The sequence below is a fragment of the Novosphingobium album (ex Hu et al. 2023) genome, assembly GCF_022832385.1.
Taxonomy (GTDB): domain Bacteria; phylum Pseudomonadota; class Alphaproteobacteria; order Sphingomonadales; family Sphingomonadaceae; genus Novosphingobium; species Novosphingobium album.
In genome coordinates this window covers 31,374-55,103 of record NZ_JALHLE010000036.1, presented here as the reverse complement: position 1 = coordinate 55,103, position 23,730 = coordinate 31,374, and the positions used below count along the sequence as shown (strand labels likewise).

The following is a 23,730-nucleotide window of genomic DNA, read 5'->3' as shown; positions in this document are numbered from 1 at the left end:
GGCGGCCAACGGTGCCGCTGCCGACGGGAATACGACAGGAAAAGCCTTCGTGGATAATCAGCGCAACATCATCCTGGCGGTCGTTCTGACCGCGCTTGTCCTCTTCGGATGGGAGGCCGGCGTCGGCTATTTCTATCCGCAGGCCAAGGCACCGGCGCAGGTCGAGCAGTCGGGCAGTACGGCAGACGCCGCAAAGCCGGCGGCCGATGCCAGCAAGATCAAGCCGACCCGCGAGGGTGGCCTGCGCGATGCGGCGGAAGTGGCGCTCGAAAAGCAGGACCTGAAGACCGCACTCACCACGGGCGGCCGCGTGCCGATCGCGGCGCCGGGCCTTTCGGGTTCGATCAACCTCTCCGGTGCGCTGATCGACGATCTGGTGATCAATCGTCACACCGAAACGGTGAAGAAGGGTTCCGGTCCGGTGCGCATCTATTCGCCTGCCGGCACCCCCGCGCAGCAGTTCGCGCAGTTCGGCTGGGTCGGTGACAAGGGCGTGACCCCGGCTGCCCAGACTGTCTGGAGCGCACCCGCCGGTGCCAGGCTGACGCCGTCCACGCCGGTGACGCTGACCTGGGACAACGGCAAGGGGCAGGTCTATTCGATCACGTTCAGGATCGACGACAACTACATGATCACGGCCGACCAGAGCGTGGCCAACAAGAGCGGCGCGCCGGTTTCGGTAAAGCCTTTCGGCCTCGTCAACCGCACTGACGAAACCGCCAGCCTCGATACCTGGAACGTCCATTCCGGTCCGATCGGCGCTTTCGACGGTTCGGTGACCTTCGGCACCAATTACAGCGACGTTTCCGACGCCCAGACGGTCAAGGAGACCGGCAGTACCGACTGGATCGGCTTCACCGACGTCTACTGGATGTCGACGCTGATCCCGGTGAAGGCCAAGGCGGAAGGCACTTTCCGATCGCTGGGCAATCACATCTTCCGCGCGGACGTCGTCTACGGCCCGTCAGTCGTCCAGCCGGGCAAGATCCTGACGCAGGAGACCAGGCTGTTCGCAGGCGCCAAGGAGCACTCGGTGCTCGATGGCTACGAGAAGCAGGGCATCGCCAATTTCAGCCTCGCCATCGACTGGGGCTGGTTCCGCTGGTTCGAGAAGCCAATCTTCTGGCTGCTCACCAAGCTCTTCAGTCTGACCGGCAACTTCGGTGTCGCGATCATCCTGCTGACAGTGATCGTGCGCGGCATGATGTTCCCGGTTGCCCAGCGTCAGTTCGCCTCGATGGCCGCCATGCGCGCGATTCAGCCGAAAATGAAGGCGCTGCAGGACCGCTACAAGGACGACAAGCAGAAGCAGCAGCAGGAAGTGATGAAGCTGTACAAGGAGGAAGGCGTCAACCCGCTTGCGGGCTGCCTGCCGATGTTCCTTCAGGTTCCGGTGTTCTTCGCGCTCTACAAGACGCTGATCCTCTCGATCGAGATGCGCCACCAGCCCTTCGTGCTGTGGATCAAGGACCTGTCCTCGCCCGATCCGCTGCACATCCTCAATCTGTTCGGCCTGCTGCCGTTCGATCCGCCGGGCTTCCTTGCCATTGGCATTCTCGCGCTGCTGCTGGGCGTGACGATGTACTTCCAGTTCAAGCTCAACCCGGCCCAGATGGATCCGGCGCAGCAGCAGATCTTCGCGCTGATGCCCTGGTTCATGATGTTCATCATGGCGCCGTTCGCTTCAGGCCTGCTGATCTACTGGATTACCTCGAACCTGCTGACGATCGCGCAGCAGAAGTATCTCTACAGCCGCCATCCGCAGCTGAAGGCCCAGGCGGAAAAGGACGCGCAGGACAAGCAGCGCGCTCTCGACCGCGAGAAGAGCAAGGCCTGAGGTGGACCAGACTCCGGAGGATACCGGCGCCGGTGAACTGATCGAGCGCGCGCGCAAGCTGTTTTCAGGACCGGTGACGTTCCTGAAGAGCGCGCCCGCGCTCAAGTTCCTGCCCGATCCGGAGGTGCCGGAGATTGCTTTCTGCGGCCGATCCAACGTCGGCAAGTCCTCGCTGCTCAACGCGCTGACCGGCCGCAAGGCGATCGCGCGTACCTCGGTGACGCCGGGGCGAACGCAGGAACTGAACTTTTTCGACGTGGGCGAACCGTTGCAGTTCCGCCTTGTCGACATGCCTGGCTACGGCTTCGCCAAGGCGCCTCCGGCTGTCGTCGAGAAGTGGCGGCGGCTGGTGCGCGAGTTCCTGCGTGGCCGCGTGGTGCTCAAGCGCACGCTGCTGCTGGTGGACAGCCGGCACGGCGTGAAGCCGGTCGACGCCGAGATGATGAAGATGCTGGACGAGGCCGCCGTCGGCTATCGCATCGTTCTCACCAAGGCGGACAAGATCAAGGCCAGCGAACTCGAAAAGGTTCACGCGGCGACGGTGGCCGAGGCGCGCAAGCATCCCGCGGCCTTTCCGGACGTTCATGTCACGAGTTCGGAAAAGGGCATGGGCATAGAAGAACTGCGCGCGGCTGTTCTGGGTGACGCGGAACTTTGATATAAGGCTGCAGTTTTCTCCGGAAAACTGCGGATCTCCGTCATTATGACGATTGCGTGACATAAGAGGCTCGCTTATGGGCTCGCGCTTTCACGCGCCGGAAAAGGGAGGATGTCTCGCCGATGCGCCAGATTGCCGTTCTTCCCTACCGCACTGTCGGACCTGCGGTCGATGCACCGATCCAGATCCTGCTGATCACCTCGCGCGAGACGCGGCGCTGGGTCATTCCAAAGGGCGGGCTGATGAAGGGCCTGCCGCCGCATGCTGCTGCGGCGGTGGAGGCGGAAGAGGAAGCTGGCGTGCTGGGCGCTGCCTGCCCGACGCCACTGGGTTCGTACCGGTATCGCAAGAAGCGCAATTCGGGGGCCTTCGTCTGGGCTGATGTTGATGTGTTTCCTTTTGCGGTCACCGAGGAACTCGAGACATGGGACGAGCAGCACCAGCGTGAGCGCCGCTGGTTCTCGCTGGCAGAGGCAGCCAAGGCTGTCGACGAGGACGACTTGCGCGCGCTTATCCGTTCCTTCGGCGCGCGCGAGTTTCGCGCCGCTGCCAGTCCTGCCCGGATGATCGGGGCCGTGGCAGGCAAGATGGCTGACAAGACAGGGGTCAATACGATGTTTGCGTGGTTCCAGAAGCTGCTGCCGCAGCAGACCCAGTTCTTCGATCTGTTCGAGCGGCAGGCTGCGACGCTGGTTGCAGGTGCCGACGCGCTGGCGCGGCTTGCACAGGGCGGCTCCGGGCGCGTGCAGCACATCCGCGAGATCGAAGAGCGCGAGCACGATGCCGACGATATCACCCGCGACGTTCTCCATGCCGTGCGCCGCAGCTTCCTGACGCCCTTCGACCGGTCGGCGATCACCAGCCTGATCACGACGATGGACGATGCCATCGACGAAATGCAGCAGACCGCAGGTGCCGCCGATCTCTATGAAGTGATAGAGTTCGAGCCGGAAATGCGCGACATGGCCGCGATCATCGTCGATGCCGCGCGCCTGACCGCCGAGGCCATGCCGCTGTTGCGCAAGATCGCCGATAACGGCCACCGCCTGCACGAGCTGACCGAACGACTCGTGCGCATGGAAGGCCATGCCGACGAAATCCACGCGCAGGGCCTCAAGCGGGTGTTCAAGGCGAGCAGCGGCAAGGACCCGCTGCACTTCGTCGTGCGCCAGGAGATGTTCAAGCGGCTCGAGCGCGTGGTCGACCGCTTCGAGGATCTGGCGAACGAGATCGATGGTCTCGTGATCGATCACGCCTGAGCTGGCCATGGACCACAGTCTTGCCCTGCCGCTGCTGATCGGCCTTGTTCTGCTGGCGCTGGCGTTCGACTTCCTGAACGGTCTGCACGACGCGGCCAATGCGATTGCCACGGTGGTGGCGACGCGGCTGCTGTCGCCGGTCGCGGCGGTGCTTTTCGCGGCCGCGGGCAACTTCGCGGCGTACTGGTTCGTGGGGCTGCATGTCGCAGAAACCGTGGGCAAGGGGATCATCGACAAGGACGCGGTGACCCCGGCGGTTGTCTTCGGGGCGCTGGTGGGCGCGATGTTCTGGAATGTCGTGACCTGGGTGAAGGGCATTCCCTCCAGTTCCAGCCACGCGCTGATCGGCGGGCTGCTCGGCGCGGGCATGGCGCATGGCGGTTTCGCCGTGGTCGAGAGTTCTGGCACGACCAAGACCGTCATCGCCATTGTTGCTTCGCCAATGATTGGCTTTGCCATCGCCATGCTGCTGATGCTGGCCACCAGCTGGCTGTTTCAGGGCATTTCCCCGCGAGGGTCCAACCGCACGTTCAGGGGGCTGCACCTGCTGTCCAGTGCGGCCTATTCGATCAGTCACGGCGGTAACGACGCACAGAAGACCATGGGTATCATTGCCGTGCTGCTTTATTCGACCGGGCACCTCACCGGCGATTTCCATGTGCCTGAATGGGTCGTGCTTTCCTGCTATACGGCGATCGCGCTCGGCACGCTGTCGGGCGGCTGGAAGATCATCAAGACAATGGGCACGCGGCTGACCAAGCTCAATCATCACTCGGGCTTCTGCGCTTCGACGGCGGGTTCGTGCGTGGTGTTCGGCGCCAGCGCGCTCGGCATTCCGGTTTCGACCACCCATGCGATCACCGGATCGGTGGTCGGCACCGGCGCGGCCCGCCGCGCGAGTGCGGTGCGCTGGTCGGTGGCCAGCCGGGTGATCGTGGCCTGGGTCATCACCATTCCGGCCAGTGCCGCGGTCGGCGCACTGTTCTACGCGATCACGCGCCTGTTCTGATCCCTCATGGGATCTTGTGAACGGTGAAGGCGATGCGCGTCGTGCCAGCTCCATGGGTAAAGGCGGCGGCATCGAACTTGGGACGTGACATCTTCACCCGTACGTCGTTGGAAAAGCCGACGAGTTCGAGCGGCATGCCGATGAAGTTGCGATCCGCCTTGCCGTTGCCGTTGGCATCCCAATAGGCCTGCGCGGCGTAGCGGCCGGGCGGCACCCCGGGCACGGTGATGACAGTCGTGCCGGCATGGGCGACGGCATTGGCCGACCAAGGGCAATCCTCGCGCGTAAACTGGGCGACCGGGCAGATGTCCACGTGAACCTGTCCCTTGGTGGCACCAATGCCCGACACGGCCACTTCCACCGGGGCTCCCGTCGAAGCGGCGCCCAGCACAAGCGGGCAGGCAAGGAGAATGGCGAGTCTGCGCATGAGGTATTTATGATCCTGCGTATGTCACAAGTCCAGCGTCACAAATCTTGCTCCGCCCTCGACAGGGCCCGTTCCAGCGATTAGGCCCACCGGCTCAAGCCAAAGGGAACCCCCACCCCGTGAAGCTCATCATCGGCAACAAGAACTATTCGAGCTGGTCGCTGCGCGGCTGGCTGGCCTGCAAGCAGTCTGGTCTGCATTTCGACGAACTGACCGTGCCGCTGTTCGGCGAGGACTGGGAACACCTCAAGCAGACCTCGGACGATCTGGCGCCCAGCCATGGCAAAGTGCCGATCCTGTGGGATGGTGAGGCCGTGGTGTGGGACAGTCTCGCGATCATCGAATATCTGGCCGACAAGGTGGGACGCGACCGGTTCTGGCCCAAGGCGGATGATGCCCGCGCGATGGCGCGTTCGATGGTGGCGGAAATGCATTCCAGCTACCTGCCGTTGCGCCGTTCGTGCCCGATGAATATCCGCGCGCAGGTGCAGGGGGCTCAAATTGACGAGGATGTGCGGGCCGACATCGTGCGCATCCTGACCCTGTGGGCCGAGGCACGTGCCCGCTTCGGCAAGGGCGGGCCGTTCCTGTTCGGCACATTCAGCGCGGCCGACGTGATCTATGCGCCCGTCGTCAGCCGCTTCCTGACCTATGGCATTGCCGTGCCCGGCTTCGCCCAGGCCTACATGCAAGCCGTTTGGGAGCACGAATGGCTGCAGCAGTGGATCGCTGCAGCGGAAGCTGAGGACTGGGTGATCGAGCAATACGAGATGCCGGTAGCCTGATGGTGCGTTCCCTGTTGGTAGTGATGGCGGCGCTGGTGTCGCTTGCCGCTTCGCCAGTGCTCGCCTGGGGTGCTTACGGTCATCGCACGATTGCCTCGATAGCGTTGGAGAACGTGAAACCGGAAACGCGGGCGCAGATCCGCAAACTGCTGCATGCCGAACCGGAACTGGTCACGCCGGATTGCCCGGTGAAGAGTCTGGAAGACGCTTCGGTCTGGCCCGATTGCGTTCGGCGTGACGGGGACCGTTGGGCCTATACTTTTCCCTGGCACTACCAGAATATTTCGGTGTGCAAGCCGTTCGACATCAAGGCGAATTGTTCCTACGGCACCTGCGTTACCGCTCAGGTCGGCCGCAACGCGCGATTGCTGGCGGACCGGCGACTGCCCGCGGAGCAGCGACTGGAAGCGCTTATCTTCCTTACCCATTTCGTCGGCGACCTGCACCAGCCGTTGCACGTGGGAGAAAATCAGGATCTTGGCGGGAACAGGATCAAGGCCGACTATGGTATCGCCACTGGCCTAAACCTTCACTCGATCTGGGACGGGCCTGAGGCAGAGCGCGCCATTTCCTCGGCCAGCCCGCCGCTGGTGCGGCGCTACAGCGCGGACGAGAAGGCCCGTCTGGCGACGGGCACCGTCACCGACTGGGCGAAGGAAAGCTGGGAAGTCTCGCGTGATTTCCTCTACCCGGCCGCTTTCGGCAAGCTGCCCTGCAACGGCTCCGAGCCGGAGCATGTCGTGTGGACGGACGCGGCGATCGAAACGGCCATCCCGATTGTAGACGAGCGTATCGAACGGGCCGGCTTGCGCCTTGCAAAGATGCTCGACGAGGCGCTGGGCTGATCCGGCGCGCGGCGCCTATTTCATCCGTTCAGTGGGATAGGGCACGCCGTCCTTGTGGAAATACCCTTCGTCATCGAACTTCATGTCGATGTCCGAATAAGCGCCCGTTCCTTTCTGGTTGCCGGCACCGATGGCGATGAAGCTGCAATCGGCGTCGCTCTCGTTGATCAGGTGATGCCCGTTGGTGACGCCCTTGGGCCATGCGCAGACGTCGCCGGGTTTCAGCGTGGTCCGGCCGTCATCCTCGACCAGTACCGCCTCGCCGGTTAGCATGACCAGCAGTTCGTCTTCGTTGTCGTGCCAGTGGCGTTGGCTGGACCAGGCGCCGGGTTTCAGGACTACATGGCTCGCGCCCATTTCGGTCAGCCCGCCCGCCGGGGCGAGGCGCCGCCACCAGCGGCCGGCCACGGGCTCGTCGAAGGGGGGCGGATAACCCGTCCGGTTCGACTGGGGGAGCGCTTCGACATCGATCTTGGGCATGGGGGTCTCTCCGGCGCCTATGGTTTTCGCAGGCGGCTTGTGCGATGAGCGCCGGATATGTCCCAGACCGCGCCCGTCGCCGCAAGTGTTACCGACCTTGCCGAAGCCCTGATTGCCTGCCCGAGCGTCACGCCTGCCATGGGTATGGTGTTCGATTGCCTTGAAAAGCAGCTCACGCCGTTGGGTTTCGAAGTGACGCGTTTCGTCGCGGGCGAGGCACCGGATGGTCCTGTCGAGAATCTGTTTGCCGTGCGGCGCGGGCCCGACGGCTCCAGGCATTTTGCCTTCGCCGGTCATCTCGACGTCGTGCCTCCCGGCGACGGCTGGACGACGGCACCGTTCCTGCCCGAGCGGCGCGGGGACCTGCTCCACGGGCGCGGCGCGGTTGACATGAAGGGTTCGATCGCGGCCATGGTTGCCGCCGTGCGCGAGATTCCGTCTGAAGCGGGGACGATCAGCTTTGTCATTACCGGCGACGAGGAAGGCCCCGCGCGCTATGGCACGCTGGCGCTGATGGACCTCATGCGCGAGCGGGGCGAAATCCCGGACTTGTGCCTTGTTGGAGAGCCAACTTCGGTGAACCGCCTGGGCGACACGATGAAGATCGGCCGCCGCGGCTCAGTGAACATCTTTCTCGATGTCGAGGGCGTACAGGGACACGTCGCTTATCCGCATCTTGCCGACAATCCGGTGACCAAGCTGGTCGGCATGCTGGCCGAGCTCGATGCACAGGTGCTCGACGAGGGGACTGACTGGTTCCAGGCGAGCAATCTGGAAATCACCGATCTGACCGTCGGCAACCCGGCGCATAATGTGATCCCGGCCAAGGCTTCTGCGCGTATTTCGATCCGTTTCAACGACCTGCACACCGGCGCCGAACTGGGCGCGCGGGTCACTGCTATTGCCGAAAAGCATGGTGGCACCGCTCGTCCGCTGATCTCCGGCGAGGCTTTCCTCACCGAGCCGGGCACGTTCTCCGCCATATTGGCCGAAGCGATCCGTGCCGAGACCGGCGTCGATCCGGAACTGTCCACCAGTGGGGGCACGTCAGACGCACGCTTCCTGAAGGACTTGTGCCCGGTGATCGAATTCGGCCTGTGCAATGCCACCATGCACAAGCGTGACGAGGCCGTAGCGATGGCCGATCTCGATGCGCTGGCCAGGATCTATCGCCGCGTCACCGAGGCTGCACTTTCGGGTTCCGGCGCAAATTCCTGACAGTCCGTGACATTGACCCGACAGGTTCGCCTGTTACGGTCCACTCGATTTTCTCGCGGGGGTTGCATGGCCAAACGGCTGACGTTCTTGATTATCGCTGGCATGGTACTCGGCATTCTCGTTGGCTGGGTGCTCAATATCACGCATGCCGCCGGTGATCCGGCGCTGAAGGTCTGGGCGGACTATCTCAAGCTTCTGCCGGACGTTTTCCTGAAACTGATCAAGATGATCATCGCCCCGCTGGTCTTCGCGACCATCGTCACAGGCATTGCCGGGATGGGCGACAGTGCTGCGCTCGGGCGCATCGGCGCCAAGGCGCTGGGCTGGTTCATTTCGGCGAGCCTGCTGTCGCTGGCGCTCGGCCTTCTGCTCGTGAACCTGTTCCGCCCCGGTGTGGGCGTGGGACTCGAAACCGCGGATGATCTTGGTGAACTGGCAACAGGTGAGCTTTCATTCCGCCACTTCGTGCTCGAAATCTTCCCGACCAGCGCCTTCGATGCGATGGCGAACAACAACATCCTGCAGATTCTGGTCTTCTCGCTGTTCGTGGGCGTCGCGCTCACCGCCATCGGCGAAAAGGGCGCGCCGGTGGTCAAGGCCAGCGAGTCACTCTCGCACCTCATGCTGCAGATCACCGACTACGTCATGCGCTTCGCCCCGGCCGCCGTGTTCGGCGCACTCGCGAGCGTGATCGCGACCAAGGGCCTCGGCATCGTCGTGACTTACAGCGTGCTGGTGAGCGAGTTCTACTTCGGCCTTCTGCTCCTCTGGATAATCCTGCTGTCGATCGGCGCGGTATTCCTGCGAGGGCGCATCTTCACACTGATCCGCTATATCCGCGAGCCGCTGCTGCTGACGTTCTCCACCGCCTCGTCGGAAGCGGGTCTGCCCAAGCTGTTTGAGCAGCTCGACCGTTTCGGCGTGCCGCGCCGTGTGTCGGGCTTCATTCTGCCACTGGGCTATTCGTTCAACCTCGATGGCTCGATGATGTACATGAGCTTCGCGACACTCTTCGTGGCGCAGGCCTATGGCATCCACGTGCCCATCGAGACGCAGATCCTGATGCTGCTGACGCTGATGGTCAGTTCCAAGGGTATCGCCGGCGTGCCTCGGGCGAGCCTCGTGGTAATCGCCGCCACGCTCAGCCAGTTCGGCCTGCCGGTGGAGGGCATCGCGCTGCTGCTGGGCATCGACACGTTCCTAGACATGGGGCGCTCGGCGACCAATGTCATCGGCAATGCCGTGGCGACTTCTGTCATCACCCGCAGCGAAGGCATGTTGCAGCCGCTGATGGACGACGATGCGGAGCCCCCGCACGCGCCGTCGCACACCGCCTCGCACGGGCGGGCAGGGCTCAACGTCGATCCCGAGTTCTACGAGGATACCCGCGTGTCCTGACGGACGGGCAGGTATCCTTCAGGGTCCTCCGGACTGGACAATCATTGCTGCGATTGCGACGGTAGTGCCGAACGCGAAACCGGACGTTGTCCGGGGAAGGCACGCGCATGGCCGGTATACCTCAAGGCGACACTCCGGTTCCGGTTGGCCGCAACCGTGCGCAGTTGCGCATCCTGATCGGGTTCGTGGCAGGTCTGGTGCTTGGCCTGCTGGTCTATACTTTTGCGCAGGACAGGGCCTGGATTGATCCTGTCATCACCTACGTGACCGTGCCGGTGGGGCAGGTATTCCTGCGGTTGCTGTTCATGCTGGTGATCCCGCTGCTGTTTTCCGCGCTGGTCATCGGCATTGCCGAAATGGGCGAGATTCGAACCTTGCGCAAAGTCGGGGTGGCGACGCTCGTCTACACTGTCGCTGTATCCGGCATCGCGGTTGCGCTCAGCCTGGCGGTGGTCAACACGCTGCGGCCGGGCGATGGGGTGGACCGGCAGGCCGCCCGGGACTTGCTGGCACAAGGCGCCGCGAACGCGGGCAGCATCGTCCAGGCATCGTCCCAGGCCAGGACTGGCGTCGATGCCGTGCTCGGCCTGATTCCGTCCAACGTCATCTCTGCCATGGGCAACAACGATATTCTGGCGGTGATGTTCTTTGCGCTGTTTTTCGGGATCGGCCTGCTGCTGGTCACGACCCCGAGGGCCAGGACGCTCAAGGACGCGATCGAAGGCGTGTTCGAGGTGTCGATGCTGCTGATCGGCATCGTCATCCGGCTCGCGCCCTATGCGATCTTCTGCTTCATGTTCAATCTGGCCGCCCAGTTCGGGTGGGACCTGCTGATCAAGCTGGCAGCTTATGTCGGGGTGGTGCTGCTGGTCCTTGCCATCCAGATGTTCGGGGTGTTCCCGATGCTGCTGGCCTTTATCGCCCGCAAGAACCCGGTCGTGTTTTTCCGCGAAACGCGCGAGGCGGCGGTCATGGCGTTCTCGACCTCAAGTTCCAACGCAACGCTGCCCACGGCGCTGCGCGTCGCCAGCGAGGAGTTGCGGCTGCCGCCACGCATCGCCCGCTTTGTCCTGACCATCGGCGCGACGGCCAACCAGAACGGCACGGCCATGTTCGAAGGCGTCACCGTGCTGTTCCTCGCGCAGTTCTTCGGCGTCGATCTCGATCTCGGCCAGCAGCTGTTCGTGATGCTCGTGTGCATACTGGCAGGCATCGGCACGGCCGGTGTTCCGGCGGGGTCCTTGCCGGTCATCGCGTTGATCCTCGGTGGTGTGGGAGTCCCGCCCGAAGGCATTGGCCTGATCCTTGGCGTCGACCGTTTCCTCGACATGTGCCGCACCACGCTTAACGTCGTGGGCGATCTGGTCTGTGCGACTGTGATCTCGGCGATCAGCGGCGGCGATGCCGCCGCTGGAGACCCCGTGCCTACTTGATCAGCTTTACCGGCACGAACGGGCCCATGCCGCAGCCTGCGCCGCGCTGGAGGTGGCCTCCGTACTGGTTCAGCGGATAGATGATATCCTGCTTGCACAGCTGCGAGAGCGAAGTCTCGTAGGTGAAGGTGTCGGCTGATTTCAGGCCGCCGCACTTGTTGGGCAGGGTTACGCGCCACACCTTGCTGCCCGCGCCGAAGAAGTCGATGGTCCAGTCGTCGCGGATCTTGCTGCTGGAGAACTGCGTGATCGGCAGGCAGTTCTCGGCCGGGCCAATGGCTTCGGCAGCGGGGCTCGGCGGTGGCATCTTGCGCGGCTCACCTTCGGAGCAGGCCGTCAGAGCGAGCGGGGCAAGCACGAGCATCGGCAGGAACGCAGCTTTCATGAGATACTCCTCTCAGGAAGCCTTCTTGCCGACTCCCTTTTCCATGATCTTGGGCTTGTAGCCGCACAAGTCAACGACCGGACAGCGCCAGCATTCGGGCGTACGGGCCTTGCAGATGTAGCGTCCGTGCAGGATCAGCCAGTGATGCGCGCCGACGCGGAACGGGCCGGGCACTTTCTTTTCGAGCTGCTTTTCGACCGCGAGCGGGGTCTTGCCCTTGGCCAGGCCCGTGCGGTTGCCGACGCGGAAGATGTGCGTGTCGACTGCGAAAGTCTCGGCCCCAAAGGCGCAGTTCATCACCACGTTGGCGGTCTTGCGCCCGACTCCGGGAAGTTCAACCAGCGCGTCGCGGTCTGCCGGCACTTGACCGCCATAGCGGTCGACGAGGATCTGCGAGAGCAGGATGACGTTCCTGGCCTTGGAATTGAACAAGCCGATCGTCTTGATGTGCTCCTTGAGACCTTCCTCGCCCAGATCAACCATCTGCTGCGGTGTCTTCACGTCCCGGAACAACGCCCGCGTCGCCTTGTTCACACCAACGTCGGTCGCCTGCGCCGAGAGCACGACGGCGACCAGCAGCTGGTAGGTATTTCCGAATTCCAGCTCGGTCTCGGGCGAGGGGTTCAGCTCGGCGAGGCGGCGGAAGAATTCGAAAATCTGGTCCTTCTTCACAGACCGAGCACCTCGGGCATTGTATAGCGGCCCGGCTCCTTGCCCAGCAGCCATTGTGCCGCCTTGACGGCGCCCTTGGCGAAGATGGTCCGGTTTTCCGCGAGGTGCGAAAATGCCAGACGCTCGTTGTCGGCCAGGAAGTGGACAGTGTGGTCTCCCGACACCGAGCCACCGCGCAACGAGGCAAAGCCGATCGTGCCTGCCTCGCGCTTTCCAGTGATTCCGTCGCGGCCGCGCACTGCGCTGTTGGCAAGGCCAACGCCACGCCCTTCGGCCGCCGCTTCGCCGAGCAGCAGCGCGGTGCCGCTGGGAGCATCGACCTTCATGCGGTGGTGGGTCTCGACAATCTCGATATCCCAGTCCTCGCCGAGGCGGCTGGCCGCCTCGCGCACGAGATGGGCGAGCAGGGTCACTCCCAGCGAGGTATTGCCGGTCTGCAGAACGGGAATTGTCTGCGCGGCGTTGTCGATCAGCCAGTGATGACGTTCCTCGAGGCCGGTGGTGCCGATTACGATCGGAATGCCTGCCGCGACCGCTGCGTCGAGTGTGTTTTCGAGCCCGTGCGGGCTCGAGAAATCGATAAGCAGATCGCACTTTGGCGTGAGGGTTGTTGCGTCGCCATCGCGGTCGATGCCGCCCGCCAGTTCCTCGCCTGCAGCGCGGATGGCTTCGGCGATGGCCTGCCCCATGCGTCCTTCGCTGCCGATGATGCCGATTCTGCTCACTCGTGTTCTCCGCTGGGCCGTGCCTGAGGGCTGCGGCAAGCCCGCATGGCGCAAACAAGCCGCTTCGACAACCTCGTGATGAGCGGTATGGTCGCGTCATGGGCACTATCCGCAACATCGTCATCCTCACCGGCGCCGGGGTTTCGGCCGAGAGCGGCATCGACACCTTCCGCGATTCGGGCGGCCTGTGGGAACAGCACCGCGTGGAGGACGTGGCGACGCCCGAAGCCTTCGCGCGCGATCCAGATCTGGTCCTGCGCTTCTACGACATGCGGCGCGAGGCGATCCAGACCAAGCAGCCCAATGCCGCGCATCTGGCACTGGCGAAGCTGCAGGCGCAGTGGCCGGGGCGGGTGACGCTGGTGACGCAGAATGTCGATGACCTCCATGACCGCGCAGCGGCGGTGCTGGGCGTAACGGATCCGGACCTCATCCACATGCACGGCGAACATCTTCTCGCCTGGTGCACCGCCTGCGATCAGCGCGCGCTCTGGACCGGGCCGCTGATCACCCGCCCGGCCTGCCCGTCATGCGGGGCGCCTTCCTTGCGCCCTGATATCGTCTGGTTTGGGGAGATGCCCTACCGGATGGACGAAATCTTCGAGGCTCTGCGCGAGGCGGACCTGTTCGTTTCTATCGGCACTTCGGGCGCGGTCTACCCGGCGGCCGGCTTCGTGCGCAATGCGCGGGATCTGGGAGCCGCAACGCTGGAACTCAATCTCGAGCCCTCGCAAGGCACGGCCTGGTTCGATGAGGCCCGCCATGGTCCGGCGACTGAAGTGGTGCCCGTATGGGTCGAGGAAATGCTGGCGCTGTGACGGTTTGGGGCGCTCAGTGGGCCCCGCATCCCTTGCAGGCCGGGTCCTTGGCGATTCGCAACGGCCGCATGGAAGGCGCCATGCCGTCGATCAGGTGCAGCGTGCCGAACTGGGGATCGCCGAAAGCCGCGTGCCCGGCGAGGAGCACGCGAATCGCATGCATGACGGCAAATGTGCCGACCATGCCGACCATCGCCCCCAGCACGCCGTCCGCCGCGCAAGTGTCGCAATCCTGCGCATCGAAGGCATCGCCAACGAAACAGCGGTAGCAGGGCTGGTCCGGGAGGTGTCCGGCAAAGTTCGCAACCTGCCCCTGAAACCGGCCGATTGCGGCACTGGTGAGCGGGATTTCCTGTTTTACACAGGAATCTGACACTGCCAGCCGAGTCGCGAAGTTGTCACAACCGTCCAATACGAGACTCGCGCCGGAGAGGACCTGCTCAGCGTTGTCACCCCCTACCCGCGCGACGACTGACGCGACCTCGAGGCCAAAATCAAAACGCCGCACCCACTCGGCCGCCATTTCCGCCTTGGGCCTGCCGAGATCAGACGGCGTGTAAATCGTCTGGCGCTGGAGGTTGCTGACGTCGATGACGTCATCGTCAACCAGTGTCAGCCGTCCTATGCCGGCTGCGGCGAGATACTGAAGGGCAGGACTGCCAATCCCGCCGCAGCCGACAAGCACTACGTGCGCATCAGCCAGAGCCACTTGTCCGGCCCCGCCCACTTCGGGAAGCACGATGTGCCGCGCGAAGCGGGCTAGCCGGTCGGAGCTCAGGCTCATGCCGGACCCGAGGCGTTGTCCTCTGGCAGGCGCTCCTTGACGAACCCGTGCAGCCCGAACCACCACTGCGCCGCGATAACAGCGCCCTTGGCGGGCTGGAGCATCCCGAGCATCATGATGAGTGCCAGCGGCACCAGGATCGAAACCATCGCGAGCGGGCCCAGTTCGAAATCGAGCGAGAGCATGATGATCAGCGGCGCCATCACATGGCCGGTGACGAGAATCGCGATGTAGGCCGGAAAGTCGTCCGCGCGTTGTGGCGTCAGGTCAAGCGTGCAGACAGGGCAATGCTCGCGCGGCTTCAGCCATTTGCGGAACAGGCGCCCCTCGCCGCAGCGAGGGCATTTGCCGCGGATGCCGCGCGCTGCGGCCTGGGCGAAGGTAGCGGGAATCATGGTGCGGGCCTACAGCAAGCCGGACGGCCGGTGAAGTCGGAAATGGCCCGTTTGCTCAGTGCAAGGAAACCGGCCGGCCTCGCGTGGTGGGCGGGGCCGGCCGGTCCGGGGGGATAGGCTATGGATTCAGTCTGTGGCAGCGTGGATTCGGTTGCGGCCGCCGCTTCTGGCATCGTCTAGCGCGGCGTCAGCCCGGTTGCAGGCGTCGTCGAACTGGGCGTAGTCCCGGATTGCCACCAGGCCGCAGGAGAATGTGACTGGCCAGCCCTGGTCGGCGAGGCTCTGGTCCAGCGCGACCGAGGCGCGCAGGCGTTCCATGATCAGGCGCGCTTCGTCTAGCAGGGTGTCAGGCAGCAGCACGGCAAATGTCTCGCTGGTCCATCGTGCGGTCAGGTCGGTGCGGCGCAGTTCGCTCTCGAGGCGCAGGCCTACGGCTTGCAGCACCTTGTCTCCGACCGCCCGGCCGAACTGTTCATGGATAAGCGCGAAGTGATCGACGGCGACGATGGCGAGGACGGCGGTATGCTGGCCGAGAAGGACTTCCCGCGCGGACTCGATGAACCCGCGCCGGTTGTGAACGCCGGTCAGCGGGTCACGCTCGGCGGTATCCACCAGACGCCTGATGCGTGCGGCCGATTCGTTGGCTGCGGTGGTGACGCCGCGCAGAAGCCGGCCCACGAGGTCATTACCACCTTCGGGGATCTGCTCGACGGGATCGCCGGTCTGGACTGCTTCGAGGATGGCGGTGGCATTGGCGAGCGGCGCAAGCAAGGCCTGGATCGCCCAAATTCCAAGGCCGGCACCGATCAGGCCAGCGGCCAGCACTGTAGCAAGCGTTGTGATGTCCCAGTATCCCGTGGCGGCCTGCAGCGTCGCGCAGGCTATCAAGGGAACAAGCGCTGCACCGAGGCAGACGAGAAAAATTCGTCGCTCGTAGTGGCTCGGGAACAGAAAGGCTGTGGCTTTGTAGAAGCGCATCGGGGGGTGCCTCTTCCAGTTGTAGCAGTCCACGATTCGTTCGCAGATCTATCGAAAGATAGTATGGTGATTGCCTTGGCAAAGTGTTAATATTTTTAGCCGTACCCCAATCACCTGTCAGAAAACGATTATATTTCGATATCGGGTGTGTTTACATTTCGACATTTCAGAGGCGTAGATAGTTTAAATTTACTTTCGCCGGAAATAATCAGGGCCTGCAAGCGGGTTTCGCTTGCAGGCCCTGTTGAAAAACCTGTTGGCCATTCCGGGAGGTTCCGGGGACAACCTGGGAATGAAATCAGCTTTCGAGCTGGCGCAGCAGTGAGCGCACGTCTCCGTCCATGTCGGCATCGCGCGTGCGCAGTTCCTCGATCAGGCGAACGGCGTGGATCACTGTCGAGTGATCACGTCCGCCGAACTTGCGCCCGATTTCCGGGTAGGAGCGCGGCGTGAGCACCTTGGCGAGGTACATCGCCACCTGGCGTGGGCGCACGACGGCGCGGGCGCGGCGCTTGGAGCTCATCTCGGTGCGGTCGATCCGGTAGAACTGGCAGACCGTGCGCTGGATCTCGTCGATCGTGATCCGGCGGCGATTGGCCGAAAGGATATCGGTCAGCTGTTCCTCGGCAAGCTGCAGTGAAACTTGCTGGCCGGTCAGTTGGGCATAAGCGATCAGCTTGTTGAGACCGCCCACCAGTTCGCGCACGTTGCGATTGATCGTGCGTGCGAGGAACTCGATCACATCGGCCGGCACGTCGATCGAGGCGAAGCGCTGCAGGCGATTTTCGAGGATCGAGCGGCGCAGTTCGATGTCGGCGGGCATGATGTCGGCGACAAGGCCCATCGACAGGCGGCTGAGCAGCCGCGGCTCGACGCCATCCAGCGCCTGCGGTGCGCGGTCGGCGGCAAAGACCAGCCGCTTGCCCTCGGCCAGAAGCGCGTCGATCGTGTAGAGCAGTTCTTCCTGCGCCGATGCCTTGCCGATGATGAACTGGATGTCGTCCACCAGCAGCAGGTCAAAGCCGCGCAGGCGGGCCTTGAACTCGATCATCTGGTTCTGGCGCAGCGCCTGTACGAATTCGACCATGAAACGTTCGGCCGAGCAGTAGAAGATGCGCGCGTGCGGGTGGTTCGCCAGATAGGCATGGCCGATCGCGTGCAGCAGATGCGTCTTGCCCTGACCGGTAGCGGCCTTGAGGTAGAGTGGCGAGAACTGCGGCTTTTCATTGGCGGCCATGCGCTGCGCGGCGTTGAACGCCAGCACATTGGCAGTGCCCGTCACGAACGAGGCGAAGGTCTGCGACGCATCAATGCTCGCCGGGCCCTGACCCAGTGCGGTGAACGATTCACCAGCCAGAGCAGCCGAGAGCGGGTCGGTTGTGCCGTGGGCCGAATCGTTGGCCGGCGCGCTGCCCGGGCGGCCGCCGCTGCCCAAACGCAGTTCGGGCAGCTGTCGGCGGCCCGGGTGGACGAGGATGCGCACGTGGCGCACGTCCGGCCGGGCGATCTTCCACGCGAGCGAGAGACGGTCCGCGAAGCGGTCGTTCACCCAGTTCGACGAGAACTCGGTCGGCAGGTAAAGATCAAGAGTGCCGGTTTCCTTGCAGTAATTGCCCGGCTGAATCGGCTTGATCCACTGGCTGTGGACCTGATGGCCCAGATCCTTGCGCAGGCCCTGACTGATATCTGCCCAGTCGGCCGCCAGATTCACGGCTTCCTGATCCTCTTCCATCACTGCACGCACCGCCTTGGACTTCCTGTTCGCTGAATTAGCGTTCTGACCCGTTGATGACCCTGACACCCGCTCGAACTCCCCTAGCCCGCCTGACCCCAAGCAGCGTTGCCGGAACTGGCTTTCACCGACGGTGGATATAACTATCCGTGGCCGCAAACTTGGGTTTGCAGCTCATGAAGTCTACTCTATCGATGTTTTCCCCGGCCAGTTCCGCAACGGCCGGCAACCCTTTTGGGAGGGGTTTCGCCAGGGCGCAATACGGGGGTCATCAAATAAAAAAAATTATGATGGTTGACACGCGGATGACTGCGGTGTTCCGCCGTGAAAAATAATTTTTCTCAAAAAATCAGTATCTTCCGCAATGCGATGCCGCGAATCGCAGCATTTTCACGGCTTTGCTTGAAACAGTGCTGCATCGCAGCAAAAAACAAAACGGAGCCGGAGAATTTCTCTCCGGCTCCGTTCCTGTTTCGTGCTCAAGACAGATGTCTAGGATCTGCCCTCAAAGCCGAATCGGCGTGCGACTCAGAGCGAGGCGACGCGCTTGGTCAGTCGCGACATCTTGCGCGCAGCCGTGTTCTTGTGAATCACGCCGCGCGCAACGCCGCGTGCCAGCTCGGGCTGGGCAGCCTTGAGGGCGTCAGCGGCAGCGGTCTTGTCGCCGCCGGCGATGGCGCTTTCCACCTTCTTCACGAAGGAGCGGATGCGGCTCATGCGGTTGGTATTGATTTCAGCGCGGCGCTCGTTGCGGCGGATGCGCTTGCGGGCTTGCGGCGTATTGGCCATCGAATTTCCTCTGTCTGGCCGAACCTGCGGCCCCTACCTAAACGAATCTGCGGGAGGCGAGCGGACTCGCCGGAAAGCGCGCCCCTTAGCGGTGCACCCGTCTTCCGTCAACCCGGAGAAGTCGTGCTAAGCCGCCTATTTCTGGCATTTACGGCACCAGAATGTGCTTCTTCCGCCCTGAACGAAACGCAGCACCGGGGCGCCGCACGTACAGGGTTCACCCTCGCGGCCATAGACCTGCCAGGAGGCGGCGAAGTATCCGAGTTCACCTGAAGGCTGTGCGTAGTCCCGAATCGTAGAGCCGCCCGCTGCGATCGATTCGGACAGTACCTGCTGGATGGCGGGCACCAGCCGGGTAAGCGCGGCGAGCGAAACGCGCCCGGATTCCTTGTCCGGGCGGATGCCGGACCGGAACAGCGCCTCGCAGACGTAGATGTTGCCGAGCCCGGCGACGATCGTCTGGTCCAGCAGCATTTGCTTGATGGGGGCAATGCGGCCGCTGAAGGCGCGCTTGAGGTGCTGCGGCGTCAGATCAGGGCCCAGCGGCTCGGGGCCAAGCTGGGCGAAGGTGCCCCAGTTGTCGAGGGCGTCAGTCGCCACCAGATCGACTGAACCAAAGCGCCGCGCATCGTTGAGCGCCAGCACGTGACCGGCTTCGGTTTCCAGCACGAGGTGATCGTGCTTCTCCGGCTTCTCGGGCTCGATCCGCCAGCGGCCCGACATGCCGAGGTGGAAGACCATTGTCTGATCGCGGTCGGTATGGATGAGGCCGTACTTGGCCCGCCGCCCCATCGACGTGACCCGCGCGCCGGTGAGCGTCTGGACCAGATCGGGCGGGAAAGGGCGGCGCAAGTCCGGCCGGTTCACCTGCACGCGTGCGATTCGCTCCCCTTCAAGGAAACGGGCAAGGCCGCGCACGGTGGTTTCGACTTCGGGAAGCTCAGGCATTGGCCCGTGCGTTAGCCGGATCGGCGCGCCGTGTCATGATGGCACGTGCCGGGGCGCGCTCACTCCGCAGGAGGACGCGGCGGGAGCGGGTAGACGATGAAGTCCGCGTGGCGGTCGATCGCAGGCTCCGGGCCTGCCATGGCTGTGGCCTCCTGCAGTTCGGTAATGACCGCGGGCGCAAGGGGCAGGGGATGTTCGGCAGGGTGTTCAGGCGCCTTCATCGCATAGTCCTCGCCCGGTGTCGTCGTCATCTCGATATGCGCGCCCAGCAGCGCGCGGACGGGATGGGTCATCGCAAACGCGGCAAGCCGGTCGGCGCTCGCGCGGAATGTGCCGAACTCGCCATGCGGTACATAGAGCCTGCCGGGATAGAGCATGTCGCCCGAGAACAGCAGGTGCGTGCGTTCGTCGTAGACCATGATGTGCGCGCTCTGGTGGCCAGGGGTCGGGATGATGTCGAGCACGCGCTGGCCCAGATCGTAGCGCGCAGTTGCGTCCGGCCAGTCGCCGATGCCGAAGAACGCCGCGACCTGTTCGGGAGCAAGGCCCACGAGATCGGTGTCCGGCCGGTCGGTGAACTCGTCGTCACCGGCGTGATGATCGCCGTGCCCGTGCGAATGCGCGACGACGAGACGGATGGTGCGGCCACCGTGTGCGGCTCGCCAGTCGCTGATCACATGGTCGATGGTCGGCCGGATCTCGAGGCCGCCCGCACCGGTGTCGAGCAGCAGGGCCCGGTCCTGCCCGAACAGCAGGTACAGGAACGGCGCCTCGAAGTTGGTCTTGACCGATTGGCGGATGACGAAAGTGTCCGCGTCGATCTTCTGGACCTGCATCTCCGGCTCGCTTTCCGCCGTCCCGTCGATCCAGTGTTCGAAATGCAGCGCTTCCGCGTGCGCGGGCGGTGTGCCGAGCAGCAGGGCGGCGCCAGCGGGCAAGAGCAGGCGGGTGAGGGTGGCGAAACGGCTTACTGCGCGCGGGATGGTCTGCATCCGCTCAGCGTATGTTTAATATCAAAATTCGCAAGTGTAATACTGGGGCGGCCGGCAACCCTCCCTGGCGCAAGGAGCAGGCGCTAGCGTGCGGGCTGTTCCTGCCGTAGCCGTTCGAACACAGCGCGCACGTCTTCGGACAGATCGGTACCGGCATCCCCGAGCATGGCGCTGGCGCGCGCTTTCATGCCCGGGTCCCAGAACTGTACGATGTGGTCGGTGGCGGCCTCTATGGCCGCCTTCTGCCCTTTCACGGCGAAGTTGCGCAGGATCTGTGCGGCCATGTAGGCGAGGCGCTCGTCGGTGCTCGTCATCGTGCCATCACTCCGCGGGTTCTGCCGGTTCGATGCGGCGGCTCTGCTCGGCTTGCGCGCGGTAGCTCTGTTGCCACTCGGAAGGCCCGTTCGAGGGCGCAACCTGCACTGCCGTCACCTTGTACTCGGGGCAATTGGTGGCCCAGTCCGAAAAGTCGGTGGTGATGACGTTGGCCTGCGTGTCCGGGTGGTGGAAGGTCGTGTAGACGACGCCCGGTGCCACCCGGTCGGTAATGAGCGCGCGCAAGGTGGTCTCGCCCGCGCGGGAGCGGAGTGAGACCCAGTCGCCGTCCCGCACGCCCCGGTTTTCAGCATCGTGCGGGTGAATTTCCAGACGGTCCTCCGCGTGCCAGGCCTCGTTCGGCGTGCGCCTTGTCTGCGCGCCGACATTGTACTGGCTGAGAATGCGCCCGGTGGTGAGCAGCAGCGGGAAGCGCGGGCCGGTGCGCTCGTCGGTCGGCACGTAGTCGGTCACGACGAACAGGCCCTTGCCGCGCACGAAGTGATCGATGTGCATGGTGGGCGTGCCCTCGGGAGCGGCGGCGTTCATCGGCCACTGCACCGAGCCGCGCTCATCCAGCACATCGTAGTTCACGCCCGCGAAGGTCGGCGTAAGCCGCGCGATCTCGTCCATGACCTGCGAGGGGTGGGTATAAGTCCAGTCCAGCCCCATGGCGTTGGCCACGAGTTGGACCACTTCCCAATCCGCATAGCCGTTCTTCGGCTCCATCACCTTGCGCACGCGCTGGATGCGGCGTTCGGCATTGGTGAAGGTTCCGTCCTTCTCAAGGAATGTCGAACCCGGCAGGAAGACGTGCGCGTAATTGGCGGTCTCGTTGAGGAACAGGTCCTGCACGACGACGCATTCCATTGCCGCGAGTCCTGCCGCAACGTGCTTGGTGTTGGGATCGGACTGGAGAATGTCCTCGCCCTGGATGAAAATGCCCTTGAAGGTGCCGTCGGTCGCGGCATCGAGCATGTTGGGGATGCGCAGGCCCGGCTCGGCATCGAGCACTGTGCCCCAGTCCGCCTCGAACAGCGCGCGCGTGGCGCTGTCGGAGACATGGCGGTAGCCCGGCAGCTCGTGCGGGAAGCTGCCCATGTCGCATGAGCCCTGCACATTGTTCTGCCCGCGCAGCGGGTTCACGCCCGCGCCGGGCTTGCCGACATTGCCCGTCGCCATGGCAAGGTTGGCAATGGCCATGACGGTGGACGAGCCCTGCGAATGCTCCGTCACGCCGAGGCCGTAATAGATCGCCCCGTTGCCGCCGGTGGCATAGAGCCGGGCAGCGGCGCGCACGTCGGCGGCGGGAATGCCGGTGAGATCCTCGATCGCTTCGGGTGAGCGGGCGGGATCGGAGGCGAAAGCAGCCCATTCGGCATAGGCCTCGCCGTCGCAGCGCTCGCGGACATAGGTCTCGTCCACCAGCCCCTCGGTCACGATGACATGCGCCATGGCGGTCAGCAGCGCGACATTGGTGCCGGGGCGCAGCGGCAGGTGGTGCGCCGCCTCGATATGCGGCGATCGCACGAGGTCGATGCGACGTGGATCGACGACGATCAGCTTTGCCCCTTCACGCAGGCGCTTCTTCAGGCGGCTGCCGAAGACGGGGTGGCCGTCAGTGGGGTTGGCGCCGATGACAAGGACGACATCGGCCTGCTCGACGCTGTCGAAGTCCTGGGTGCCCGCAGAGGTGCCGAAGGTGGTCTTGAGGCCATAGCCGGTCGGCGAGTGGCAGACGCGCGCGCAGGTATCGACATTGTTGTTGCCGAAGCCCTGCCGGATCAGCTTCTGGACGAGGAAGGTCTCCTCGTTGGTGCAGCGGCTGGAGGTGATGCCGCCGATGGCGCGGGTGCCGTAGCTGCTCTGGATGCGGCGGAATTCGGAAGCGACGTGGGCGATAGCCTCGTCCCACGAAACCTCGCGCCAGGGCTCGTCCACCGAGCTCCGCACCATCGGATTGAGAATGCGGTCGCGGTGCTGGGCATAGCCCCAGGCGAAGCGGCCCTTCACGCAGGAATGGCCATGGTTGGCCTTGCCTTCTTTCCACGGAACCATGCGCACCAGATCCTCGCCGCGCATTTCTGCGCGGAAGGTGCAGCCCACGCCGCAATAGGCGCAGGTGGTAACGACGGACTTGTCCGGCGTGCCCTTTTCGATGACGGTATTCTCGATCAGCGCCGAGGTCGGGCAGGCCTGCACGCAGGCCCCGCAGGAGACGCATTCGGAGGCGAGGAAGCCTTCGTCCTGGCTTGCCGCAATCTTGCTGGCAAAGCCGCGCCCGTCCACCGTGAGCGCCAGCGTGCCCTGCACCTCGTCGCAGGCGCGCACGCAGCGCGAGCAGACGATGCACTTGGCCGGATCGAAGGTGAAGTAGGGGTTGCTCTCGTCCTTGCAGCCTTCGAGGTGGCTGGCGCCCTCATAGCCGAAGCGCACATCGCGCAGGCCCACCGAACCCGCCACGTCCTGCAACTCGCAGTCGCCGTTGGCCGAGCAGGTCAGGCAGTCGAGCGGGTGGTCGGAGATATAGAGCTCCATCACCCCGCGCCGCAGCTTGCGCAGCTTGTCGGTCTCTGTGCGCACGACCATGTCCGGCGCGACCGGGGTGGTGCAGGAGGCGGGATAGCCCCTGCGCCCGTCGATCTCGACGAGGCACATGCGGCATGAGCCGAAGCTTTCGAGGCTGTCGGTGGCGCAGAGCTTGGGGATCGCGGTGTCGACCATGGCCGCCGCGCGCATGATCGAGGTCCCGGCGGGGACCGAAACCTGCTGGCCGTCGATGGTGAGCGATACGGTCTCGCCGTGCTTTTCCGGCGTTCCGAAATCCTTTTCGCGGGTGAATGTCATG

The 23,730-nt window shown here is 64.0% G+C and carries 24 protein-coding genes; 10 read left to right on the top strand and 14 right to left on the bottom strand.

What is annotated here, in order from left to right; translation table 11 throughout:
• Positions 1–49 precede the first annotated feature (49 nt).
• From yidC to MTR64_RS18515, 4 genes are all read left to right on the top strand, one after another.
• Complete coding sequence (gene yidC / locus MTR64_RS18530; RefSeq protein ID WP_243995995.1) at positions 50–1,837, top strand: membrane protein insertase YidC; 1,788 nt, start codon at positions 50–52, stop codon at positions 1,835–1,837.
• Between the two features lies 1 nt (position 1,838).
• Positions 1,839–2,495 (top strand): ribosome biogenesis GTP-binding protein YihA/YsxC, encoded by a 657-nt coding sequence (yihA, locus tag MTR64_RS18525; RefSeq protein ID WP_243995994.1) that lies wholly within the window; start codon positions 1,839–1,841, stop codon positions 2,493–2,495.
• Between the two features lie 122 nt (positions 2,496–2,617).
• Positions 2,618–3,754, top strand: a complete 1,137-nt coding sequence (locus tag MTR64_RS18520) for a DUF47 family protein (RefSeq protein WP_243995993.1) — start codon at positions 2,618–2,620, stop codon at positions 3,752–3,754.
• A 7-nt stretch (positions 3,755–3,761) separates the two neighbouring features.
• Entirely contained in the window at positions 3,762–4,763 is a 1,002-nt protein-coding gene (locus MTR64_RS18515; protein ID WP_243995992.1) for an inorganic phosphate transporter, read from the top strand.
• A 4-nt stretch (positions 4,764–4,767) separates the two neighbouring features.
• Here MTR64_RS18515 and MTR64_RS18510 read toward each other — a convergent pair whose 3' ends face one another.
• Positions 4,768–5,190, bottom strand: coding sequence for a DUF2141 domain-containing protein (locus MTR64_RS18510; RefSeq protein WP_243995991.1), 423 nt, complete (start codon positions 5,188–5,190; stop codon positions 4,768–4,770).
• A 119-nt stretch (positions 5,191–5,309) separates the two neighbouring features.
• Between MTR64_RS18510 and MTR64_RS18505 the strand changes: the two genes are divergently transcribed.
• Together MTR64_RS18505 and MTR64_RS18500 are read left to right on the top strand one after the other, a co-directional pair.
• On the top strand, positions 5,310–5,975 hold the full coding sequence (locus MTR64_RS18505; RefSeq protein ID WP_243995990.1) for a glutathione S-transferase family protein: 666 nt from the start codon (positions 5,310–5,312) through the stop codon (positions 5,973–5,975).
• Positions 5,975–6,820: a S1/P1 nuclease gene (locus MTR64_RS18500; protein WP_243995989.1), complete on the top strand. Its 846-nt coding sequence runs from the start codon at positions 5,975–5,977 to the stop codon at positions 6,818–6,820. The genes MTR64_RS18505 and MTR64_RS18500 overlap by 1 nt, the downstream gene beginning before the upstream one ends.
• 15 nt (positions 6,821–6,835) lie before the next feature.
• On the opposite strand, the gene MTR64_RS18495 is transcribed toward MTR64_RS18500, so the two are convergent.
• A complete protein-coding gene (locus tag MTR64_RS18495) occupies positions 6,836–7,300 on the bottom strand; it encodes a cupin domain-containing protein (RefSeq protein ID WP_243995988.1) in 465 nt (154 codons plus the stop codon).
• 57 nt (positions 7,301–7,357) lie between these two features.
• On the opposite strand from MTR64_RS18495, the gene dapE reads away from it, so the two are divergent.
• The 3 genes from dapE to MTR64_RS18480 all read left to right on the top strand — a co-directional run bounded on the left by dapE (position 7,358) and on the right by MTR64_RS18480 (position 11,349).
• Entirely contained in the window at positions 7,358–8,518 is a 1,161-nt protein-coding gene (gene dapE / locus MTR64_RS18490; RefSeq protein ID WP_243995987.1) for a succinyl-diaminopimelate desuccinylase, read from the top strand.
• A 66-nt stretch (positions 8,519–8,584) separates the two neighbouring features.
• On the top strand, positions 8,585–9,916 hold the full coding sequence (locus MTR64_RS18485; protein ID WP_243995986.1) for a dicarboxylate/amino acid:cation symporter: 1,332 nt from the start codon (positions 8,585–8,587) through the stop codon (positions 9,914–9,916).
• A 107-nt stretch (positions 9,917–10,023) separates the two neighbouring features.
• The gene (locus tag MTR64_RS18480; RefSeq protein ID WP_243995985.1) at positions 10,024–11,349 is read left to right on the top strand and encodes a dicarboxylate/amino acid:cation symporter; all 1,326 of its coding nucleotides are present in this window, start codon (positions 10,024–10,026) and stop codon (positions 11,347–11,349) included.
• Here the strand turns inward: MTR64_RS18480 and MTR64_RS18475 are convergent.
• The 3 genes from MTR64_RS18475 to dapB are packed head-to-tail and all read right to left on the bottom strand — an operon-like array spanning position 11,342 to position 13,131.
• Complete coding sequence (locus MTR64_RS18475; RefSeq protein ID WP_243995984.1) at positions 11,342–11,734, bottom strand: hypothetical protein; 393 nt, start codon at positions 11,732–11,734, stop codon at positions 11,342–11,344. The two genes, MTR64_RS18480 and MTR64_RS18475, sit on opposite strands and share 8 nt — an antisense overlap.
• Positions 11,735–11,746: 12 nt before the next feature.
• Positions 11,747–12,406: an endonuclease III gene (gene nth / locus MTR64_RS18470; protein WP_243995983.1), complete on the bottom strand. Its 660-nt coding sequence runs from the start codon at positions 12,404–12,406 to the stop codon at positions 11,747–11,749.
• On the bottom strand, positions 12,403–13,131 hold the full coding sequence (dapB, locus tag MTR64_RS18465) for a 4-hydroxy-tetrahydrodipicolinate reductase (RefSeq protein ID WP_243995982.1): 729 nt from the start codon (positions 13,129–13,131) through the stop codon (positions 12,403–12,405). Before dapB ends, nth begins: the two co-directional genes overlap by 4 nt.
• Before the next feature lie 98 nt (positions 13,132–13,229).
• Here dapB and MTR64_RS18460 point away from each other — a divergent pair, with 98 nt between their 5' ends.
• Positions 13,230–13,949, top strand: coding sequence for an NAD-dependent deacylase (locus MTR64_RS18460; RefSeq protein WP_243995981.1), 720 nt, complete (start codon positions 13,230–13,232; stop codon positions 13,947–13,949).
• A gap of 13 nt (positions 13,950–13,962) precedes the next feature.
• Here the strand turns inward: MTR64_RS18460 and MTR64_RS18455 are convergent, their stop codons facing one another.
• From MTR64_RS18455 to fdhF, 9 genes are all read right to left on the bottom strand, one after another.
• Positions 13,963–14,733 carry a HesA/MoeB/ThiF family protein gene (locus MTR64_RS18455; RefSeq protein WP_243995980.1) on the bottom strand — a complete coding sequence of 257 codons (771 nt, stop codon included), beginning with the start codon at positions 14,731–14,733 and terminating at the stop codon, positions 13,963–13,965.
• Positions 14,730–15,128: a DUF983 domain-containing protein gene (locus MTR64_RS18450; protein ID WP_243995979.1), complete on the bottom strand. Its 399-nt coding sequence runs from the start codon at positions 15,126–15,128 to the stop codon at positions 14,730–14,732. The genes MTR64_RS18455 and MTR64_RS18450 overlap by 4 nt, the downstream gene beginning before the upstream one ends.
• 126 nt (positions 15,129–15,254) lie before the next feature.
• Complete coding sequence (locus MTR64_RS18445; protein WP_243995978.1) at positions 15,255–16,106, bottom strand: GGDEF domain-containing protein; 852 nt, start codon at positions 16,104–16,106, stop codon at positions 15,255–15,257.
• Between the two features lie 298 nt (positions 16,107–16,404).
• Positions 16,405–17,838 (bottom strand): chromosomal replication initiator protein DnaA, encoded by a 1,434-nt coding sequence (gene dnaA, locus MTR64_RS18440; protein WP_243996004.1) that lies wholly within the window; start codon positions 17,836–17,838, stop codon positions 16,405–16,407.
• 528 nt (positions 17,839–18,366) lie between these two features.
• Positions 18,367–18,627: a 30S ribosomal protein S20 gene (gene rpsT, locus MTR64_RS18435; protein WP_243995977.1), complete on the bottom strand. Its 261-nt coding sequence runs from the start codon at positions 18,625–18,627 to the stop codon at positions 18,367–18,369.
• Positions 18,628–18,762: 135 nt separating this feature from the next.
• Positions 18,763–19,575, bottom strand: a complete 813-nt coding sequence (gene mutM / locus MTR64_RS18430; protein WP_243995976.1) for a bifunctional DNA-formamidopyrimidine glycosylase/DNA-(apurinic or apyrimidinic site) lyase — start codon at positions 19,573–19,575, stop codon at positions 18,763–18,765.
• Between the two features lie 59 nt (positions 19,576–19,634).
• Positions 19,635–20,567 carry an MBL fold metallo-hydrolase gene (locus tag MTR64_RS18425; protein ID WP_243995975.1) on the bottom strand — a complete coding sequence of 311 codons (933 nt, stop codon included), beginning with the start codon at positions 20,565–20,567 and terminating at the stop codon, positions 19,635–19,637.
• Between the two features lie 83 nt (positions 20,568–20,650).
• Positions 20,651–20,881, bottom strand: coding sequence for a formate dehydrogenase subunit delta (locus MTR64_RS18420; RefSeq protein ID WP_243995974.1), 231 nt, complete (start codon positions 20,879–20,881; stop codon positions 20,651–20,653).
• Between the two features lie 7 nt (positions 20,882–20,888).
• A complete protein-coding gene (gene fdhF / locus MTR64_RS18415) occupies positions 20,889–23,729 on the bottom strand; it encodes a formate dehydrogenase subunit alpha (RefSeq protein WP_243995973.1) in 2,841 nt (946 codons plus the stop codon).
• Position 23,730: the final 1 nt, after the last annotated feature.